The sequence below is a fragment of the Cupriavidus sp. 01T418 genome (assembly GCF_056398885.1).
In genome coordinates, this window is sequence record NZ_JBFTQG010000009.1 from 130,716 (window position 1) to 150,131 (window position 19,416).

General features: G+C 64.3%; 17 protein-coding genes and 2 pseudogenes. 10 read left to right on the forward strand and 9 right to left on the reverse strand.

Annotated elements, in window-relative coordinates; translation table 11 throughout:
• Positions 1 to 111: 111 nt before the first annotated feature.
• From AC1DQ3_RS12955 to AC1DQ3_RS12970, 4 genes are all read right to left on the reverse strand, one after another.
• Positions 112 to 1,209, reverse strand: coding sequence for an NAD(P)H-dependent flavin oxidoreductase (locus AC1DQ3_RS12955; protein WP_477120590.1), 1,098 nt, complete (start codon positions 1,207 to 1,209; stop codon positions 112 to 114).
• A gap of 88 nt (positions 1,210 to 1,297) precedes the next feature.
• A complete protein-coding gene (locus tag AC1DQ3_RS12960) occupies positions 1,298 to 2,476 on the reverse strand; it encodes a YbfB/YjiJ family MFS transporter (protein ID WP_477120591.1) in 1,179 nt (392 codons plus the stop codon).
• Positions 2,469 to 3,353: a LysR family transcriptional regulator gene (locus AC1DQ3_RS12965; RefSeq protein WP_477120592.1), complete on the reverse strand. Its 885-nt coding sequence runs from the start codon at positions 3,351 to 3,353 to the stop codon at positions 2,469 to 2,471. The genes AC1DQ3_RS12960 and AC1DQ3_RS12965 overlap by 8 nt, the downstream gene beginning before the upstream one ends.
• 172 nt (positions 3,354 to 3,525) lie before the next feature.
• On the reverse strand, positions 3,526 to 4,434 hold the full coding sequence (locus tag AC1DQ3_RS12970) for a LysR family transcriptional regulator (protein ID WP_477120593.1): 909 nt from the start codon (positions 4,432 to 4,434) through the stop codon (positions 3,526 to 3,528).
• A 130-nt stretch (positions 4,435 to 4,564) separates the two neighbouring features.
• Between AC1DQ3_RS12970 and AC1DQ3_RS12975 the strand changes: the two genes are divergently transcribed.
• Positions 4,565 to 5,356: a carboxymuconolactone decarboxylase family protein gene (locus AC1DQ3_RS12975; RefSeq protein ID WP_477120594.1), complete on the forward strand. Its 792-nt coding sequence runs from the start codon at positions 4,565 to 4,567 to the stop codon at positions 5,354 to 5,356.
• A 9-nt stretch (positions 5,357 to 5,365) separates the two neighbouring features.
• Here the strand turns inward: AC1DQ3_RS12975 and AC1DQ3_RS12980 are convergent, their stop codons facing one another.
• A complete protein-coding gene (locus tag AC1DQ3_RS12980) occupies positions 5,366 to 5,668 on the reverse strand; it encodes a CppA family protein (protein WP_477120595.1) in 303 nt (100 codons plus the stop codon).
• Between the two features lie 441 nt (positions 5,669 to 6,109).
• On the opposite strand from AC1DQ3_RS12980, the pseudogene AC1DQ3_RS12985 reads away from it, so the two are divergent.
• The 5 genes and pseudogenes from AC1DQ3_RS12985 to AC1DQ3_RS13005 all read left to right on the forward strand — a co-directional run.
• Positions 6,110 to 6,547 (forward strand): annotated as a pseudogene (locus AC1DQ3_RS12985) (GTP-binding protein); the annotation flags it as partial.
• Positions 6,548 to 6,554: 7 nt separating this feature from the next.
• Positions 6,555 to 7,094 (forward strand): annotated as a pseudogene (locus AC1DQ3_RS12990) (hypothetical protein); the annotation flags it as partial.
• Positions 7,095 to 7,712: 618 nt separating this feature from the next.
• Positions 7,713 to 8,096, forward strand: a complete 384-nt coding sequence (locus tag AC1DQ3_RS12995; protein ID WP_477120596.1) for a DUF2946 family protein — start codon at positions 7,713 to 7,715, stop codon at positions 8,094 to 8,096.
• A gap of 90 nt (positions 8,097 to 8,186) precedes the next feature.
• Positions 8,187 to 9,230: a transporter gene (locus AC1DQ3_RS13000; protein WP_477120597.1), complete on the forward strand. Its 1,044-nt coding sequence runs from the start codon at positions 8,187 to 8,189 to the stop codon at positions 9,228 to 9,230.
• Positions 9,220 to 9,759, forward strand: coding sequence for a TlpA family protein disulfide reductase (locus AC1DQ3_RS13005; protein ID WP_477120598.1), 540 nt, complete (start codon positions 9,220 to 9,222; stop codon positions 9,757 to 9,759). Before AC1DQ3_RS13000 ends, AC1DQ3_RS13005 begins: the two co-directional genes overlap by 11 nt.
• Before the next feature lie 195 nt (positions 9,760 to 9,954).
• Here AC1DQ3_RS13005 and AC1DQ3_RS13010 read toward each other — a convergent pair whose 3' ends face one another.
• A complete protein-coding gene (locus tag AC1DQ3_RS13010) occupies positions 9,955 to 10,446 on the reverse strand; it encodes a RidA family protein (protein WP_477120599.1) in 492 nt (163 codons plus the stop codon).
• A gap of 477 nt (positions 10,447 to 10,923) precedes the next feature.
• On the opposite strand from AC1DQ3_RS13010, the gene AC1DQ3_RS13015 reads away from it, so the two are divergent.
• A complete protein-coding gene (locus tag AC1DQ3_RS13015; RefSeq protein WP_477120600.1) occupies positions 10,924 to 11,634 on the forward strand; it encodes an SDR family NAD(P)-dependent oxidoreductase in 711 nt (236 codons plus the stop codon).
• 49 nt (positions 11,635 to 11,683) lie between these two features.
• Here AC1DQ3_RS13015 and ppk1 read toward each other — a convergent pair whose 3' ends face one another.
• Positions 11,684 to 13,843 (reverse strand): polyphosphate kinase 1, encoded by a 2,160-nt coding sequence (gene ppk1, locus AC1DQ3_RS13020; RefSeq protein ID WP_477120614.1) that lies wholly within the window; start codon positions 13,841 to 13,843, stop codon positions 11,684 to 11,686.
• Positions 13,844 to 14,170: 327 nt separating this feature from the next.
• Here ppk1 and AC1DQ3_RS13025 point away from each other — a divergent pair, with 327 nt between their 5' ends.
• Positions 14,171 to 14,809, forward strand: a complete 639-nt coding sequence (locus AC1DQ3_RS13025; RefSeq protein WP_477120601.1) for a DsbA family oxidoreductase — start codon at positions 14,171 to 14,173, stop codon at positions 14,807 to 14,809.
• Between the two features lie 216 nt (positions 14,810 to 15,025).
• A complete protein-coding gene (locus AC1DQ3_RS13030) occupies positions 15,026 to 15,211 on the forward strand; it encodes a hypothetical protein (protein WP_477120602.1) in 186 nt (61 codons plus the stop codon).
• 286 nt (positions 15,212 to 15,497) lie between these two features.
• On the opposite strand, the gene AC1DQ3_RS13035 is transcribed toward AC1DQ3_RS13030, so the two are convergent.
• Positions 15,498 to 16,190 carry a GntR family transcriptional regulator gene (locus tag AC1DQ3_RS13035; protein ID WP_477120603.1) on the reverse strand — a complete coding sequence of 231 codons (693 nt, stop codon included), beginning with the start codon at positions 16,188 to 16,190 and terminating at the stop codon, positions 15,498 to 15,500.
• Positions 16,191 to 16,379: 189 nt separating this feature from the next.
• Positions 16,380 to 17,999: an OpgD/OpgG family glucan biosynthesis protein gene (locus tag AC1DQ3_RS13040; protein WP_477120604.1), complete on the reverse strand. Its 1,620-nt coding sequence runs from the start codon at positions 17,997 to 17,999 to the stop codon at positions 16,380 to 16,382.
• A 280-nt stretch (positions 18,000 to 18,279) separates the two neighbouring features.
• On the opposite strand from AC1DQ3_RS13040, the gene AC1DQ3_RS13045 reads away from it, so the two are divergent.
• Positions 18,280 to 19,254: a 2-dehydropantoate 2-reductase gene (locus AC1DQ3_RS13045; protein ID WP_477120605.1), complete on the forward strand. Its 975-nt coding sequence runs from the start codon at positions 18,280 to 18,282 to the stop codon at positions 19,252 to 19,254.
• The last annotated feature ends 162 nt before the right edge of the window (positions 19,255 to 19,416 follow it).

The window sequence follows — 19,416 nt, forward strand, 5'->3', positions numbered from 1 at the left end:
TCGAACTTGCCTTCCGCAGCAGCCGCGTGATGGATCGGGAGCGCCTGCGGGACGAAGACGGCAATTGGCGTGGGGTCGATGTCGGGCCCCATCGGTTCGCGGCGGAGCCGCTCAGCCGGCGGCAGCGAGCCCCGCAATGGTCTCCGCGAGTTCCGCACGCAATGCCGCCACCAGCTCGCCTGCCGGCAAGGCGCGCGACAACTGCGCGGCTTGTCCGGCCCACTGCGGGGCAAAGTCCTTATTGCCGCGTGCCTTGGCGGCCGCGTGCAGCGCCTTGCCGGCATCGTAGGTGATGGGGTAATCGGGAATCGGCGGGCAGTCCGTTGCCTCGCCCAGTTCGGTGAGGCGGTTCACAAAGCCGCGCGCCCTGCGCCCGGAGATGGAGCGGGTCAGCGTCGTGCGGGTCGGCTCGCCAGCCAGCAGCGCAGCCCGGTAAGGCGCATCGGCCGCGCTTTCCGGACAGGAGACGAACGCGGTGCCCAGTTGCGCCGCCTGCGCACCCAGCGCCAGCGCCGCGGCAATCCCGGCGCCGTCCATGATGCCGCCGGCGGCGATCACGGGCAGGGCCGTGTTCCGGACCAGCAGGCGCACCAGGGCAAAAGTGCCAAGCCCTTCGTCACGTCCCTCGGTGTCGAACACGCCGCGGTGGCCGCCGGCTTCGGTGCCTTGCGCCACGATGGCATCGATGCCGGCATCGGCAATCTGCCGCGCTTCGGCGGGATGGGTGGCGGTGGCCATCAGGAAGATGCCGGCCTGGTGCAGCGCATCGATCCAGGCCTGCGCCGGCAAGCCGAAATGGAAGCTCACCACTGCCGGCCGCTCCTCCAGCAGCATCGCGTACATGGCGTCATCCGCGACAAAGCTCTTGTAGATCTCGTGCAGCGCCGCGGGCGGCGTGGCGCCGAACTCGGCGAAGCTTGGCGCCAGGTAGGCCAGCCATTGCGCCTCGCGCGCCGGGTTGGCGACGGCAGGGGGATGACAAAACAGGTTGATGTTGAACGGCTTGTCCGTCAGCGCGCGGGTTTCGCGGATTGCCTTGCGGGCGCCTTCGGCGTCGGTGGCGCCGACGCCGAGCGAGCCGAGGCCGCCGGCATTCGACACGGCCGCGGCCAGCGCCGGCGTGCCGGTACCGGCCATCGGCGCCAGGATAATCGGATTGGTAATGCCGAGGCGGGCGAGCAGCGTGCGTGGTTGCGTGGCGTTGTTCATTTGGGGTTCCTTCGAGAGAGTGGATCCGTGCGGCCTGCGCCAAGCCTACGGCTGGCGCGGTGAACGGCGGCTCCGCAGGCGATGGCCTTCACAGGAAACATGCGGCGGCCGAGGCCAGCAATGCGACTGCGGCAGTGGCAAGAGGTCCGCTGAAGCTGTGGCTGCGCGCCATCAACGCATCGGACACCAGCGGGCCGGCGATCTGGCCCACGCCATAGGCAGCGGTCATGATCGCCAGCAGGTTGAAGTTGACGCGATGGGCCACGCGCTTTGCCGCCGGCATCGCGATGGTCACCGTGCCCACGAAGGTGCCGCCCACCAGCAACGCGCTGGCCAGGTAGGCCGGCGCGGCATGGCTGAGCGCGGGCAGGATCACGCCCACTGCCTGCACCAGCAGGTTGAGCGCGAGCGCGCGCCGCGTGCCAAGGCGTTCATGCAGCGCGTGCCAGAGAAAACAGGAAGGGGCCGCGCCAAGGCCGAAGGCGGCCCAGATGTGGATCGGATCGATGTGGCCCAGCGCATCGCGCACGAACAGCGGCAGGTAGGTGGCGGTGACGATATAGCCGAATCCCGCCAGGCCGTAGCTGATCACGAGCGGCCAGGGCCCGGGGCCGTTGGCGTTGGTTTCGGCAGCGCCGGCCCTGGCGGCATCGGGCACCGCCGTCGGGCGCTGGCTGCCAAGAAGCGGCCATGCCAGCAGGGCCAGTACGGCAGCACCGCCGCCAATCGCAATCCACAGCAAGGGGCTATGCCAGCCCGCCAGGTTGCCGGCGGCGATCAGTTCCGCGGATAGCAGGATGCCAACGCCGACACCAGAGAACAACAGCGGCGCGCCATGCGGATGGCCGACCACGTGGAACAGCCAGACGGCGGCGCAGATCAGCGCGATGGCGCTGAGAACGCCGGCCAGGAAGCGTACCGCGATAAAGAACCAGGGGCCGGCGGGCAGTGCCAGCGCCAGCAGGCACAGGGCCGTGCCGAGCAAGGCGATGCGGCACAGGCGTGACGCCGCGCGCTCTGGCATGCGGGTGACGGCGAGGGCGCCCACCAGGTAGCCCGCATAGTTGGCGGATGCCGCCAGCGATCCGGCGCTGATGCTCAGCAAGCCGTCGCGTACCATCAGCGGATACAGGCCGGTGAAAGCGAAACGCCCGAAGCCCATGCCCACCGCGAGCACCAGCGCGGCGGCCAGCGATGGCATCCAGGGCGCCATTGCGTGGCGCAGGGCGGCGTTCCCGCTTGCGGAGACGGATTGGGTCTTAGCCATGCTGCAACTCCTGCAAGAAGGCCGCGTAAGCCGAAGTCGTGAATCCGGAGCGCCGTACCAGGCAGGTGTGCGCTGTCCGCACCGGCACTGTTTGCAGGCTCGCCGCATCCGGATGCAGTGCCAGCAGCGACCTTGGCAGGATCGCCATCGCCGATCCCGCCGTCACGCAGGCCAGCATGGCGTGGTACGAGGCCAGTTCCAGCACATTCAGCGCCCGCCGCGGGCCATCGCCGCTGGCAAGCCAGTCCTCCGCGCACATGCGATAGGTGCAGCCGCGCGCGAACGTGGCCAGGTTGCGCAGCGCGATGTCCTGCGGCGTGCGCACCGGCGGATGGCTGGGTGGCAGCACCAGCAGGAGTTCTTCGGAGAACAGGAAGGTGCCTTCCAGGCCGGGGCCGAGTTCGTCCATGTCGAGCGTATCCGGCGCGCCCTCGGACGGATGGGCCACCACGGCGCAATCGATGCGGTGCGCCAGCAAGGCATCGACCAGGGCTTGCGTGGTGCCGGTCTGGATCTCGATCCGCACATCCGGCCACTTGCCGTGGTAGCGCGCCAGCGCACGGGGCAAGCGGCTGGCGGCCGAGCTTTCCATCGAGCCCACGCGCAGCGTGCCGGACGGTACAGCGCCGTGCATCGATTGCCGGGCCTCTTCGGCCAGCGCCAGCAGCCGCTCGGTATAACCCAGGAAGCGCTGGCCCTCGGGCGTCAGCGTCATGCGCTTGCTGTCGCGCAGGAACAGGGCGACGCCGAGTTCCTCCTCAAGCTGCTTGACGCGCGTGGTCACGTTCGACTGCACGCGGTCCAGGGCCTTGGCGGCCTTGGTCACGCTTTCCTCCAGCGCGACGGCCCGGAAAATCTCTAGTTCGGCCAGATCCACGGCAGTCCTTTGCTTTGGCTTTGGTCAATCGCTTGGTCAATATCGTTCTTAATAAGAGAACGTATCTTGATTAACTGTCATTGATAGGGATGGATAAGTCAAGGAAACCCTGACGCCAGCAGGGTAGGCGGGCAGGGAAAGAGGGAGAGGGCGGGCGGCCAGCCTCTGGCGCTCAGCGGCGCGGGGCCGGGCGATAGCGGGCGCGCAGGGTTTCGAGGAGCACCGGCAGCGCGGGAGCCGGATTGCCGGCGGCATAGGCCACGGCTACGCCGACCTGCAGGTCCGCGTGTTCCTTGAGTCTCTTGTAGACGACGCCCGTACGCGCCATCGCCTGCAGCGAGGACGGCACCAGCGCCACGCCCTGGCCATCGGCGATCAGGCCCAGCAGCACGTGATGGTCCGCCGGCTCCGGCACGCGCGGCGGTGCATGGCCCAGCGCGCGGAAGACGGCCTCGTAGTGGTCGAAGTAGGCAGGATTCAGCCGCCGCTGGCCCCAGAACAACGGATCGGACCCGAGTTCCAGCAATGAGATGCGCTTGCGCCTCGCCAGCCTGTGCGTGGCCGGCAACGCTAACACCAGCGGGTCATCGAACAGGCGTTCCACCACGAGTTCGCCGGTGGCGCACGGCAGGCCGATCAGTGCCGCGTCGAGCGCGCCGCGGCGCAGGTCGGCGATCGATTGCTGCGAGATCTGGCGCTTCTGCATCAGCCGGACCTCCGGTGCCTGTGCCTCCAACGCCGGCGCGAGCCAGGTGAACAGGGCGGCATCGAGCACGGTGGTGATGCCCAGCCGCAGCCCGTTGTTGCGCGTGGCGCGCTGCCGGGCACGGGCGAGCAAGGCATCGGCACTGGCCAGCAGTTCGCGTGCCTCGGGCAGCAGGCGGCTGCCCGCTGGTGTCAATGCCACGCCATTGCGATCCCGCTCGAACAGGCGCGCGCCGATGGTTTCCTCCAGCGCCTGGATCTGCCGCGTCAGTGGCGGCTGCGTGATCGACAGGCGTTCCGCCGCGCGGCGAAAGCTCAGTTCGTCCGCAACGGCCACGAAGTAGGTTAACTGCCAGAGTTCCAGCCGGGTTTGCATGGGATGTCCTTGTGATACGCCAAAGGTATCACGCCGAAGGCATTGGCGGCGCGCCAACGCGCTCGCTAAGCTTGCCTCACTGTCCTGACGAATCAGGAGATTCCAGGCACAAACCGGAAAAGGAAGTCCCATGAACACGCAGACCGTGACGCTTGGCCGCGCCCAGCTGGCCGCCCTCGAACAGACCGCCGAGCCCTCCATCCTTGAGGCATTGCGCGATATCGCGCCTGACCTCGCCACCATGGCGATCGGCTTCGTCTACGGCGAGATCTACCCACGCCCTGGGCTGGCGTTGCGGCAGCGGCAACTCATTACCGTGGCGGCGCTCGCGGCCATGGGCGGGCTTGAGCCGCAACTCAGATTTCATCTGGCAGGTGCGCTGCATGCGGGCTGCACACCGGACGAACTGGTTGAGCTGATGCATCATCTGGTCGTGTACGCCGGATTTCCGGTGGCGCTCAACGGCAGTGCCGTTGCCCGGGAAGTCTTTGCGAAGGAGGGCGTCGCCGCGAACACGGGCAATCCCGCGCCGGCGCCGGCCGGGTCTCGCTTCGACGCGGGGCTTGCCTGTCTGCGCGAGATCGACGGGGAGGTGGGGGAGCGCGTGCTCGATTCGCTCCGGGACATCGCGCCGGACCTCGGCCGCTTTATCGTCGAGTTCGCCTTTGGCGACATCTATGCCCGCCCAGGGCTCGACCTGGTTTCGCGGGAACTGGTTACCGTGGCCGCACTGACGGCGATCGGTTCGGCCACGCCGCAGCTCAAGGTGCATATGCACGGCTTGCTGAACGTGGGCGGCACGCAGGTGCAAATGGTGGAGGCCATTATCCATCTCGCGGCCTATGCGGGATTTCCGCGGGCTATCAACGCGGCGCTGGCGGCCAGGCAGGTGCTGGCCGAGCGCGCTCAACACCGGCATTGAGGGGCTTCACTAATGCGGCTGCTGGTATTGCGGGGCGTGGGACTGCGCCGGTGCCGGCCGCGCCAGCAGTTGCCGGATCGAGGCAAGGTAGCGATCCCCGACTTCCCGGCTGGCGCGGTTCGACTGGGCGTGCAAAGTGCGGCGGCTCGGCGGCGTGATATTCAGGCTGCGGCAGATTGTGGAAAGGTAAGGCTTGCGCTCTCCCGCCAGCCGCTGCGCCGCCGCTTGCACCACCGCATCGCCGACGCGAGCGCGCAGCCAGGCCAGGACCTGCCTGTCGTATTCGTTCTGTACCCGGACCAGATGTTCCATGATGGGCTCCCGTAAACACTGTCTATCCATACAGTAACTGTAAATATATACAGTAATCCGGGTTTTTCAAGGACGAGATTTGTCGGGTGACACCATTAGTGCGACTAGTGACAGAATTCGCGCTGGTAGGGGGCGCTTCAGAGAACGGAAGATATTGCAAAGCCATGACAAAGCTCGGTTATTGAGCCTCAGGGCTTTGGCCGGCCCGGCGTGGCGCCATCGCGTGCTAATTCCTGCAGTTCCGGCCTTGGCTAGCGCTCTGGGAGTGGCCGCAGAGGCCGGAAATCAAAAGGGCACAACTCTACCCGGCAGGCGGTTTCGCCGCCTATGCCAAGTGTCTCGCGCGCCATCGCCAAGGAGAGCGGGCACAGGGGCGACGCTACGCGTCGCGCGCTATCCCTCATCGGCCTGAAGGCCGATGTTTCCCGCGCGAACAGATGAATAAAACAACCCCTTCTTCCCGTCACCGTTCTGTCCGGCTTCCTTGGCGCCGGCAAGACAACGCTGCTCAACCACATCTTGAACAACGGAGAAGGCCGCCGTGTGGCCGTCATCGTCAACGACATGTCGGAAGTCAACATCGACGCAGCACTGGTGCGCGATGGTGGCGCGGAGCTGTCTCGAACCGACGAGAAACTGGTGGAAATGAGCAATGGGTGCATCTGCTGCACATTGCGCGAAGACCTGTTGCTCGAAGTGAACCGTCCGGCCAAGGAAGGAAAGTTCGATCAGTTGGTGATTGAATCGACGGGGATTTCCGAGCCACTACCCGTGGCGGAAACCTTTACCTTCACGGACGAGGACGGGCAGAGCTTGTCGGATGTCGCTCGCCTGGACACCATGGTTACGGTGGTGGACGCCTACAATTTCCTGAAAGACTCATTCGCTGCTGGTATTGCACAACTTCCGGGTTGCCCATATCGGGGACCGATCCTGGAAGCACTGGTGGGACGCCCATGGCTCGCAACTGCCTGCTGGCTTGGGTGCCGAGATCGAGCGTGAAGTCGACGGCGTGCATGGACCGAGCCGGCATACGCTGGTGGCTGGCGACCTGAATTCAGTCCTGCAAGTGATCGCCAAGGCCAAAGCACGCTGTGGCCTGGCGCCGCAAGCCCCAGTGCGCAGTTGCTACGAAGCCGGCCGCGATGGCTTCTGGCTGCACCGATGGCTCACGGAGCAAGGTATCCAAAACCTGGTGGTCGACTCGTCCAGTATTGAAGTCAACCGCCGCGCGCGACGCACGAAGACCGACCGGCTCGACGGCGACAAGCTGCTCTCCATGTTGATGCGTTACCACGCTGGCGAGCGACGCGTGTGGGCAGTCGCGCGGGTGCCGACACCACAGCAGGAAGATGAGCGGCGCTTGCACCGCGAGCTCGGGCGACTCAGGCAGGAACGCACGGCCCACAGCAACCGGATTCTATCTGCCTGTCCGAAATAACTTGACCACTACACGGATTCAACGGGGAACACGCTGCCCACTGCTGCGATCTTTGCGCAGAGCGTTGTTGGAAGGATGCCTCATCGTCGTGGCAATCAACTGCGTGGCAGAACTCCTCAGCCAGATTGCCATGTCAGCCGGATGCCTGCCGGCCATCGGTCGCATGCCGATGACATGCCGGACTGACCCTCACGAAGAGATTTGGGTTGCAGCGATACCTTCGGATTGTTGTTCGTCGTACTCTTCACCTTGATCTATCAAGCACCGTCTCTACGCGAGTTTTTCCAGTGACGCGGTGGACTCTGTCGGCAAAGGGTTAGTACAACTTACCACCCCGCTCGGCCAATACCGACCGACGACAGACGACGTCGTGCTGGTTTCTCGGAAGAACGTGGCGTAACGTACAGTGCGCAGGGCAATGAGGCATAAGCTGACGTTATGCGAGGACAGGGGGCCATCTGCGATGACAGTCGGCGCAAAGGCCGATCCAGTGGTAGTGAGTGCGACTCGATGTCACATCCCGTTCCAACTGAATCAAGCCCAAAGAGTCCTTTCAGGCGACGGCTCGCCACTATAATCAGCCACCCATTTTCACGGCGCAACATGTCCTTCACCCATCGGCTCATTTTCTGGCTCGCGCTGCTGGGCATGGCGTTGCACTCGCCATGGCCGCCGATGGCCCACGGGCAAGCGGCCGGGGGAATGATAGATCACTCGATCTGCAGTGCAAGCGGCATACGTGTCGTCTCGGCGGACGATCAGACGTCAACAAGCCAGGATGTCCCCGGCAGCCACCAAAGCCTCGACGATTCCCTCTGCTGCCTGGTCTGCGCGGACCTCGGCAGCACCGTTGCAATACCGCACGTGCCGTTTGTCTTTCAGCCTCACCTGAGACAGCTTGGCCTTGTGCGGCCGGTGTTACAGCCGGATGCCTATCGGCCTCCCGGCATTCTTCGCGCGACGGCCCGAGCGCCGCCCTTGGCATGATCGGCTTCGCTTGATCGCCCGCGCGCTCCACGGGCGCGCGCCCATGCCACGGGCGGACCACCGGTCCGCCCCCGTATTGCCCTGAACACCATGAATCCGATCCTTCGCGCCGGCACCGCAGGTGCCGCCTTGCTGCTTCCCTCGTTTGCGTTCGCCTGCGCCACCTGCGGCTGCTCACTCAGCGCCGATGCCGCCATGGGCTACTCCACAATGCCGGGCTGGCGCATCAGCTTCGACTACAGCTTCATCAACCAGAACCAACTGCGCCATGGGACAGGATCCGTCCCCGCCACGCAGGCTGCCGCCATCAACGACGCTGGCGGCAACCAGGAGGTGGAAAAGCAGACAATCAACCGTTACTACAACCTGGGCCTGAGCTACAGCCCGAATAGTAGCTGGAGCTTCAGCACGATCGTTCCCATCATCGACCGCAGCCACACCACGTACGGCAACGCGACCTCCGACCAGCTCACGCCGGACAACGTGAGTGGTGTGGCCGCCAGTGGCCTGGGCGATATCAAGCTCATCGGCACCTACCAGGGTTTCCTGCCCACCCGAAACCTGGGCGTGCAACTGGGCGTGAAGCTGCCCACGGGCGCCTACGGAGGCCAGAATGTCGCCACCGGCGCCACCGTGGGGCGCAGCCCGGTGTTCTTCTCGTCAGGCCCGAATGCGGCTGCGGGCCAGGCGCTCGATGCCAGCCTGCAGCCCGGTACCGGCAGCACCGACCTGATTCTTGGCGCGTACTATTACCAGCCGGTCAGCCAGAATTTCGACGCCTTCATCAATGGCCAATTCCAGGCGGCGGTGATGCAACGGCTGCACGACTTCAATGCGGACTATCGTCCCGGCAATCTCCTGACCGTGAGCACCGGCCTGCGCTACGTAGCCAACCCGAAGGTGGTGCCCCAACTACAGTTCAATTTCACTCACAAGAGCTCAGACCAGGGCGCACTTGCCGATACCATCAGTACAGGAGGTAGCGTGCTCTACCTGAGCCCCGGGGTCACCGTCGCCGTGAGCGAGCACGTGCGCATGTACGCCTTTCTGCAGAAGTCAATCTATAGCAATCTTCAGGGGTATCAACTCTTCCCGCGCTGGACCGGCAACTTGGGGGTGTCCTATGCGTTCTGACCTCTCGTCTCGTCGCGACTGGATCCGGAAGGCTGCCGCTCTTGCCTGCGGACCTTCTCTTGCTGGCTGGCATACATCGGCGAGGGCGGAGAGCCTGGCGGTGGGGCGGCCTGCGCCACCGCTGGTGCTGCGCACGCTCGACGGGCGCAGCATCGATACGCGGAGCCTGCAAGGCCAGGTAGTCGTGCTCACGTTCTGGGCGACGTGGTGCGGCCCGTGCCACACGGAGCTTCCTGTCTTGTCGGCCTATGCGGCGGCTCACGCCGGCGAAGGGCTGACCGTGCTCGGGTTCAGCCTGGACACGCCGGACTCGCTCGCCGACGTGCGCAAGATGGCTGCGAGCCTCGCCTTTCCGGTAGGGCTGCTGGGTGGTGCCTACGCGGGCGGCTACGGCCGGGTCTGGCGTCTTCCAGTGAACTTCACCATCGACCGCGCGGGGATGCTCGCCGATAACGGCTGGGATGACGCCAGTCCGGCCTGGACTGCCGAGCGGCTGGAGCAGGTCGTCACGCCTCTGCTGAAGCGGTAACTGGACAGAGCCTTGGGCGACATGCACGGCGGGCGAAGTTCTTGGCCATTCCGATTCGCGGCCGATCACGGTGTAGATCCGATCCTCCGGATGCATCCCGTGCCGGCACCGAGGTTGGCCGCCAGGGCCAGGCCCACGCCAATTTGTTGGGCAACAGATTTCATGCGTCTTTCCCCGGAAGGTCAGGCAGCGCGATCACTCGCTCTTGATTTGAGCGATAACGACCAGGATCACCGCGGCATTGCCAGGCTGCCGGGATTGCGCGAATGCCGCGCGTGCGTGGCCGGCTTTTTCGCCGAGCACGTCGGCGAACAAGTTCGACGCGCCGTCGAGCACTGCCGGCTGGTCCACAAATCCGGCTGCGCTGGTGATGTAGCCGTCCAGCCGGACGATATGGTCCAGGCGCTCGAATCCGCCGCCCAGGTATTTATCGATCTGGGCCAGCACGTTCAGCGCGGCCAGTTCGGCGGCCTGCTTGCCTTCCTCGATCGTCAGGTCCTTGCCGAGTTCGCCTTTCCAGACCACCTTGCCATCGCGCAGCGGGAGTTGACCGGAAATGAACAGCAAATCGCCGGCGCGGCTGACGGCTGTGTAGCGCCCAAGTGGTTGCGGCGGCGCGGGCAGTTCCAGCTTCCCGGCCGGGGTCCCGCTAGTGGCGCCGTTGGTCGCAATCGTCTTGTCGGACATCTCTGTTCTCCTGAATTCGCGGTCGGATTGAGGCGCCTGCGGCATTAGCTGTGTTGCCGCGGCCAGCCTTGGATCGAACTATAGGAGCGCCGTCCGCCCCGATAAAGCCGCCCGGGAGAACTTGAATTGATACATGGCGGAACAAGTCTGCGACGCACGCGTTCGCGCACGCTGCATCCATCGCGACTGATCGCCGGGTGCAGAATTTTGCCGATATGAGAAGGCCGTGGATGCATTGATCGGCGCGGCCTATGGTTCTGCTCGCGAATGGTGCATGGCGGCGTCTGTGGCCTTGACCGACAGGCGACTCTCGCTGTTCCCGCCAGCAGAGGTCGGCGCTCTATTTGTACTTGCCGCGCATAAGTGTTTGTTCTGTCGAGGTCTGTGAAGGCCAAAGTGAATCGCCTAGATTGGAACCCATCGGAGCCACCCGCCCGATCGGCAAGCAAGCCGATTCCAACTACATCGAGGTTCAAAATGAGTGCATCGCAGAAAGTCGTAGTCATCACGGGCGCATCGCAAGGCATTGGCGCTGAACTGGTCAAGGCGTTCCGCGAGCGCGGTCACCACGTGGTGGCGACGGCGCGCAGCATCAAGCCGTCTGACGACCCGGGCATCCTGGCAGTCGCCGGCGACATCGCCGATCCAGCCACGGCCCGCCGCGTCATCGCCGAAGCCGTGGCAAAGTTCGGCCGTGTCGATACGCTGGTCAACAACGCCGGCATCTTCATCGCCAAGCCGTTCACCAGCTATACCGACGAGGACTATGCGGCCGTAACGGGCATCAACCTGACAGGTTTCTTCCACATTACGCAGTTGGCCATCGCCGAAATGGAGAAGAACCGCAGCGGCCACGTGGTCAGCATCACGACCAGCCTGGTCGACCATGCGATCAGCGGGGTGCCGTCGGTGCTGACCTCGCTGACCAAGGGCGGCCTGAATGCGGCGACCAAATCGCTTGCCATCGAGTACGCCAAGACCGGTATCCGCGCCAACGCGGTCGCGCCCGGCATCATCAAGTCGCCGATGCACGCGCCGGAAACCCACGAGGCACTGGGCGCGCTGCATCCAGTGGGCCATATGGGCGAGATGCGCGATATTGTCGACGCGGTGCTGTACCTCGATTCCGCCCCCTTCGTCACAGGCGAGATCCTGCACGTCGACGGTGGCCAGAGCGCCGGCCATTGACTGGAGACCCGTGGCGATGCTTGCCAACGCCTGGCAAGCATCGCCGGCATCATGCCAGCGCCGCGATCAGCGCGCTCTGGGCGGAGACCGTATGGCGGCCACGGCGGCGCCGGTAATTGCCGTCCGAGTCCATTTCCCAGGTGTCGCGGTTGTCCTTCAGGTAGATCTTCAGGCCTTCCTCGATCACACGCTTCTTGAGCGATTTGTCCAGCACGGGGAAGCACACTTCGATGCGCCGGAAGAAGTCGCGTTCCATCCAGTCTGCACTGGACAGCCGCACGTCTTCGGCCTTGTCGTTGTAGAAGTAGAAGATCCGCGCATGCTCGAGGAACTGGCCGAGCACCGAGCGCACCCGGATATTCTCCGACAGGCCCGGCATGCCGGGGCGCAGCGCACAGCCGCCGCGTACGATCAGTTCGATCCGCGCACCGTCGCAGGATGCCTGGTAGAGAGCCTGGATGATCGCCGGGTCCATCAGGGCGTTCATCTTGGCGATGATCAGCCCCTTGCGGCCAGCCTTGGCGTGCCTGCCTTCGCGGCGGATGGCGTCGAGCAATGCCGTGTGCATGGTGAACGGCGCTTGCCAGAAGTGGGTGAGCGTGCCTGGATGGCCCAGTCCGGTCAGCTGGGAGAAGACGTTCGCCACATCCTCGACGACGGCTTCCTTGCAAGTGAACAAGCCGAAATCCGTAAAATTCCTGGCGGTCTGGCAGTGATAGTTGCCAGAGGACAAATGCGCGTAGCGCCTGAGCTTCTTCCCTTCGCGCCGCACCACCATGGCCATCTTGGCATGCGCCTTGTAGCCAACCACGCCGTACACCACGTGGGCGCCGGCGTCTTCGAGTTGGGCCGCCCAGTTGATATTGGCTTCCTCGTCGAAGCGGGCCAGCAGCTCCACCACCACGCTGACTTCCTTGCCCCGGCGCGCGGCGCCGATCAGCGCCTGCAGCAGCGCCGAGTCGCTGCCGGCGCGGTACACGGTCTGCTTGATGGCCATCACGTCGGGGTCTTCCGCGGCTTGGCGTATAAAGTCCACCACGGGGGCAAACGACTGGTACGGATGGTGCAGCAGGATATCGCCGTCGCGGATGGCGCGGAACATGTCCGGCTGGCCTTGCAGCGACTTCGGCAAGCCGGGCCGGCATGGGGGATACTTCAAGTCCTCGCGTTCCACGCAGTCAGGCACCGACAWCAGCCGCACCAGGTTGACCGGGCCATTCACGGAAAACACCTCGGGCTCCTCCAGCCCGAACTGGTTCTGCAGGAACCTGGTCATCTCGTCGGAGCAGTTGTCCGCGACTTCAAGCCGTACCGCATCGCCATAATGCCGCTGCGGCAACTCGCCCTGCAGCGCAGCGCGCAGGTTCTTGATTTCTTCCTCGTCGACGAACAGCTCGCTGTTGCGGGTGACCCGGAACTGGTAGCAGCCGCGCACGCGCATGCCGGGAAACAGCTCGCCGACGTGGGCATGCAGAATGGACGACAGGAACACAAAGCCGTGCTTGCAGCCGGAAATCTCCTCGGGCAACAGGATCACGCGCGGAAGTGCCCGCGGCGCCTGGACGATAGCCGCGCCGGCTTGCCGGCCGAACGCGTCCCTGCCATCCAGTTCCACCGCGAAGTTCAGGCTCTTGTTGAGCACGCGGGGGAAGGGATGCGCCGGGTCCAGGCCGATCGGGGTCAGCATCGGCATCAGCTCGCGGAAAAAATAGGCCCGGATCCACTCCGCCTGTTCCTGCGTCCAGTGCGGCCGCCGCAGGAAGCGGATTCCCTCCCGGTCCAGCTCGGGGACGAGCACCTCGTTGAACAGGCGGTACTGTTCCGCGACCATCTTGCGCGCGCGCGCGCTGACCAGTGCATAGACTTGCCGGGTGTCCAGCCCGTCCGGGCCGACAGCGGGTGCCTGCAGCTTGATCTGCTCCTTGAGGCCGGCGACGCGGATCTCAAAAAACTCGTCGAGGTTGCTGCTGAAGATGCAAAGGAAGCGCAGGCGCTCCAATAACGGGACGTCGCGATTCTCCGCCTGCGCGAGCACGCGCCGGTTGAACTCCAACTGGCTCGCTTCACGGTTCAGCAAAAGCTGCTGTTCACTGGTACCGTTATTGGTGCTCACGCCGGCAAGGAAATCCGACGGGGCGCCGCGAACATCACTCGAAACGAGTGGTAGGGAAGGGACGATCTCTAGTGGCGCAGCCGAGCCTTCTTCCATAGTGCGCTTCATTCCTTGTTTGATCTGGTTCATCGCGCGCCGATGACCTGTGACAGATATATTACCGCGCAGCGCGGCGATTGAGGAGTGGGCTCTTTGCGGGAAAGCTTTCACGTTTCGTTCCGGTCATCGGCGGAGGATGGCGAAACTGCGCACGCAAGACCCGTTCCATCGAGCCTTGCCGGGCGGCGAAGCATGGGCCGGACACATATCGATAAGGCCAATTGGGTTCAATGCGCCAACGCTCCCGGGGATGTGCGCTGCACGCATTGGCGATTGCGGCTACTCTGATGCGTCGTGATGAACTGTGTATCGGGAAAGCGCACCATGAAGCAACTGAAAATCGATTTTGTCTCCGACGTGGCGTGTCCGTGGTGCGCCATTGGCCTGAGTGCACTGCAACAGGCGCTGGCACGGCTCGCAGACGAAGTCTCGGCCGATATCACCCTGCGCCCGTTTGAACTCAATCCGGGGATTGGGCAGCAAGGCGAAGCAATCCAGGAATACATGGCGCGCAAGTACGGCCGCACGGAAGCCGAAATCGCACAAAGCCAGGCCATGATCAAGCAGCGCGGCGTGGACGTCGGATTCGAATTCGGCCCGCGTACGCGCGTCTACAACACGTTCGACGCGCATCGCCTGTTGCATTGGGCGGGACTGGAAGGACATCAGTTGCCGCTGAAGAAGGCGCTGTTCCACGCGTACTTCACCGAGGGCAAGGATTCCAGCAATCACGAGGTCCTGGTCGAGGCGGCAACTGCAGCCGGTCTTGATCCCGAGAAGGCACGTGCGGTGTTGTCCGGTGACGCGTACGGGACCGAAGTCCGCGATATGGAAAAGCAGTACCAGGACATGGGCATCCGTTCCGTGCCATCCATCATCTTCAATGACCAATACCTGGTCAGCGGCGGGCAGCCGGTGGAAGCCTTCGAGAGCGCAATTCGGGAGATCCTGGCAAAGGCGTGAGGGCAGGAGCGGCAGGTTTTTCTGGCGCGCCTTATCATTTAAAGTTATCTATTTGTAACAAAGGTGTGGTAAGTGGCGAAATAAGCGCAATAACCTGGCTTCTTCGTCCACTGTGGCTTACGCGCATACGCACTATCACCTAATGCTGCGTTGCGTCATTTCTTTTGCTATACTAGGGAAAACCCGATGAGGGTTATCCCTGAAAGGAAGAAAGCCATGAACACCCAGACCGACCTCAAGATGACCGACCAACTCGAACGCGAACTGATCGAGCGTGAGCTGGCTCCCCGCAGCCCTGCCTTCATCGATGACATGAAGAACGCCATCGCCGCCGTGCAGCACGTGCTTGGCCGCCTGCAAAACCAGGCTCGCAAGGCAAAGATCGCCTACGCGAACGGCTGATTGCCAAATCACCAGAGCACCGAATCAAGCTTCGAGAGTCAAGAGCAGATTACTGCTGTAGCGCGCTGTAGTTAATCATTGTTTGTTGTTGATGTATGTAGTTTTGGTTTGACGGCTGTATATCTGCCGCTCGCGCCGCGCCTCAGCGCGCGTAGCAAGCGAGGGCAGGCACAACGTGAAACCGGCGTGGAAGCTTCCACGCGGCAAGACCGGCCAACCCGTCGCTCCAGTCGAGCGTGACGCTTATTGGCCGGTTTTTTTTATTTCAGTGCCGAACCCCGGCGCCTCAGGACTCGGACTGCTCTTCGATCCACATCGACAGGCGCGCTTTGTAGGCCTGCTGGATATGCCGGCGCGTGATCTGTTCGGCCAGCGCGGGATCGCGTTGCTCAAGCGCTTCCACCAGGGCGATGTGCTCCTCGTAGGAGACCCGGGCGCGTCCCGGCAGCGCCAGCGTGGTGCGGCCCAGCAGTGCCATCGACTCGTGCAGGGAGCGCAGCGTCTTGAGCAGGTAGCGGTTATGCGCGCAACGGTGCAGGGTTTCGTGGAAGAGCCGGTTGTTGGCGGCGAGCTTGTCGGGCTGGTCGGCGATGGCGAGGTCGCGCTGGACGATATCGCGCAGCAGCGAGATTTCCACGTCGGTCGCGTGGCGCGCGGCCAGCGCGGCGGCGGTGCCCTCCAGCACCTCGCGCATGACATACAGCTCGCTGACCATGCTGGCGTCGAGCCGGGTCACCATCATGCCGCGGTTGGGCTCGTTCACTACCAGGCCTTCGGATTCCAGGCGCGATAGCGCTTCGCGCACCGGCGTGCGCGACAGGCCCAGCGATGCCGCCAGTTCCACTTCGCGCAGGCGCGTACCGGAGGGAAGTTGCCCCGCCTGGATGGCGTTGCGCAGGTGCTGGTAGGCCCGCTCGGCTCGGGGCAGGGAGTCGTCGGGTCCGGTGCCGGCGGCGCCGGCGAGATCTGCGGAAGTCATGGGAGACAGGCGAAGCCGTGGTCGTTGCGTGTTGTCGTCGTGATGTTGCAATGCGTGGCCGCCGGAGTGGGCGGACATCCGCCTGCCTGATTGCCGTGATGATACCTGCTCCACGCCCGGCAACATCACGCCGGCGGTATGTCGGTCAACAGCCCGTCAGGGGCGGCGGCCACCCGGGCGCGCCAACCCTCACGCGCCATAACCCGCCGGCGAGTTGAAGGGGTGGTACTGGTAGAGCCAGGTCTCCGACAGCGGCTTGCCATCCAGGCGGAGGAACAGGCGCAGTTCGACCGGCTCCTTGCCGTCGGCGGTCAGGTCGAACTGGGCACGCCAGTGCCCGGCCACGCCATTGGGCACCGCTTCCGTGAATACGTAGGAGATGCTGCCGCGCGAGCTGGCCAGTACCGCTTCGGGTTTGGTCCCGTACGGCAGTTTTTCCAGCGGCGCCCCCTTGAACTCCACCATGAACTTGCGCACGCCTGGTGGACGGGGCTGCCCGGGTTGCCCTCCGTTGCCCAGGCGGGTAGCGACGCATCGCGCCAGCGGGCTGGGATAGGGCTCGTCGGCCAGCCACTGCAGCCGGTAGCGCAGGCGGAAGTTGCTGCCGGCCTTGGCCGGCGCCTTTGGCACCCACATCGCGACAATGTTGTCGTGAATCTCGTCGTTGGTCGGAATCTCGATCAGTTGCACCACACCCGCGCCCCAGCCATCGCGCGGCTCGACCCACAGGCTGGGCCGCCGTTCATAGTGCACGCCGTCCTGGTAGTGATCGAAGTTGCGATCACGCTGCAGCAAGCCGAAGCCGCGTGGATTGTCGTCGCTAAAGCTGGAGACCATGGTGCGCGGCGGGTTGTTGAGCGGGCGCCAGATACGCTCGCCGGCCCCGTTCCAGATCGCCAGGCCGTCGGAATCGTGCACCTCCGGGCGCCAGTCCACGGCAGTGCCCTTGATGGCTTCCGTGAACCAGCACATCGAGGTCAGCGGCGCCAGGCCCAGGCGCGCAATATCCTTGCGCAGGAACAGCGCGCAGTCGATATCCATCAGCACGCCCTTGCCACGCTGCATGACGAAGCGGTATGCGCCAGCCACGCTGGGCCCATCGAGCAGGGCGTAGACCGTGACGGCATCGCCGTTGCCCGCGGGCGTCTCGAAATAGAAATGCGTGAAGTTCGGAAACTCCTCCGGCTTGCCGGCCTCGGCCACGTCGATGGCAATGCCGCGCGCGGACAGGCCGTACTGGTAGAGCTCGCCGATGGCGCGGAAATAGGATGCGCCGAGGAAGGCCACCCAGTCGTTCTTCTTCCAGTCCAGTTTCTTCTGGTCGCCCAGGCGGCTCTCCTGGAAGCGGAAACCGGCAAAGCCGCTGCCCCGCGGCAGCTTGCGTGCCGGGCTATCGGCCGGCATGTCGAAATACGACTCGTCGTACACGATCTCGCGCTCGGCCGGCGCGCCCTTGGTGATGTCGATCACGTGCATGCGCACCGGCTGGCGGAAGAAGGTGCCCAGGTGGAAAAAGGTCACCGGGAATTGGCCGGGCCCGTCCGCGAACAGTGCGTCTTCGGTCTTGAAGTGGATCTTGCCGTGCGCTTCGTAGTCGATCTTGGCGAGGACGTCAGCCGGTGGCGAGGCGGGTGGCGTGTAAGCCTGGCCGGCCAGGGTGCGGGCGCGTTCTATCAGGGTGTCGAAGCTGAAGGGACGGGCATCGCCCAGTTTGATCCTGCCGGCAGCGAGCACGGATGGCGTAATGCCGAGGGCCGCCAGCGCGGCGGAAGCAGTCGCGGAAACAAGCAGGGTGCGGCGATTCATCATCGAGGGCAGGTGTTCCTTGGCGCATGACGCCGGAGTGGGCAGAACATCAAAAGACGCAGCGGGGGATAGAAAGTTCTGAAAAGGATAAAGGAAAGTGTTGCAACTGGCATTTCTGGCGTGTGAATTGCGAGACGCCATGCTGCGCCAGTGTGGGCGTGCGCATGTGGGCAGCCCCCATTTGCGCCTCACGCCCGGTCACGCGCAGATTCAGGTTGTACTCCGCCTCGCTGGAATATAGTATGTGATATATCTATCCATAAAACCCACCGGGAGACGACTGATGAAAGTGTGTATCTATGGTGCCGGCGCCATCGGCGGCTATATCGGCGTGCAGCTTGCCCTGGCGGGCGCCGAAGTCAGCCTGGTCGCGCGCGGCCCCCATCTCGCCGCAATGAAGGCCAACGGCCTGCGCCTGCTGAGCGAAGGCGAGGAGCGGGTAGCCAGCGTCAACTGCACCGACGACCCTGCCCAACTGGGGCCGCAGGATTACGTCTTCATCACCTTGAAGGCGCATTCTGTCCCCGGCGTGGTGGACCTGATGCAGCCCTTGCTTGGGCCAAGGACGGCGGTGGTGACCGGCGTCAACGGCATTCCCTACTGGTATTTCCACCAGCACGGTGGTCCGCTTGCCGGTACCACGCTGGAAAGCGTGGACCCGGGCGGGCGGCAGTGGCGCGGCCTGGGGCCGGAGCGCGCGATCGGCTGCGTGCTCTATCCCGCCGCCGAGATTGCCGAGCCCGGTGTGATCCGCCATGTCTACGGCAAGAAATTCCCACTCGGAGAACCCGACGGCAGCAAGTCGGCCCGCGTCAGCCACCTCAGCGAAATGATGGTGGCGGCCGGCCTGGACGCGCCCATCCGCGACAATATCCGCGACGAAATCTGGCTCAAGCTGTGGGGCAATCTCTGCTTCAACCCGATCAGCGCGCTCACGCATGCCACGCTGGATATCATCACCTCCGATCCCGCCACCCGTGGGCTATCGCGCGCGATGATGCTGGAAGCGCAGGCGATCGCCGAGCGCTTCGGCGTGCATTTTCGCGTGGATGTGGAACGGCGCATCGATGGCGCCGGAGCGGTCGGCGCGCACAAGACTTCCATGCTGCAGGACCTGGAAGCAGGGCGCGCCATGGAGATCGATCCCCTGCTGACCGTGGTGCAGGAAATGGGGCAGCTGGTGCAGCAGCCCACGCCGATGGTGGACGCTGTGCTTGGCCTGATCAAGCAACGCGAAAGGATGGCGCTGGCGGCTTGAGCGGGATGGCCAGGCAGGCATTCCGGGAGGAAATGGTGGCGCCGGCCAGTTACGGCGGCGCACCATGTGATATACCATATACGTAAAACCGTAAATGCTGGTGGCCTATTTATGTCAGTTGTGCATTTTGCTATGCATTTGACTCATGCGATGGCTGGCTTT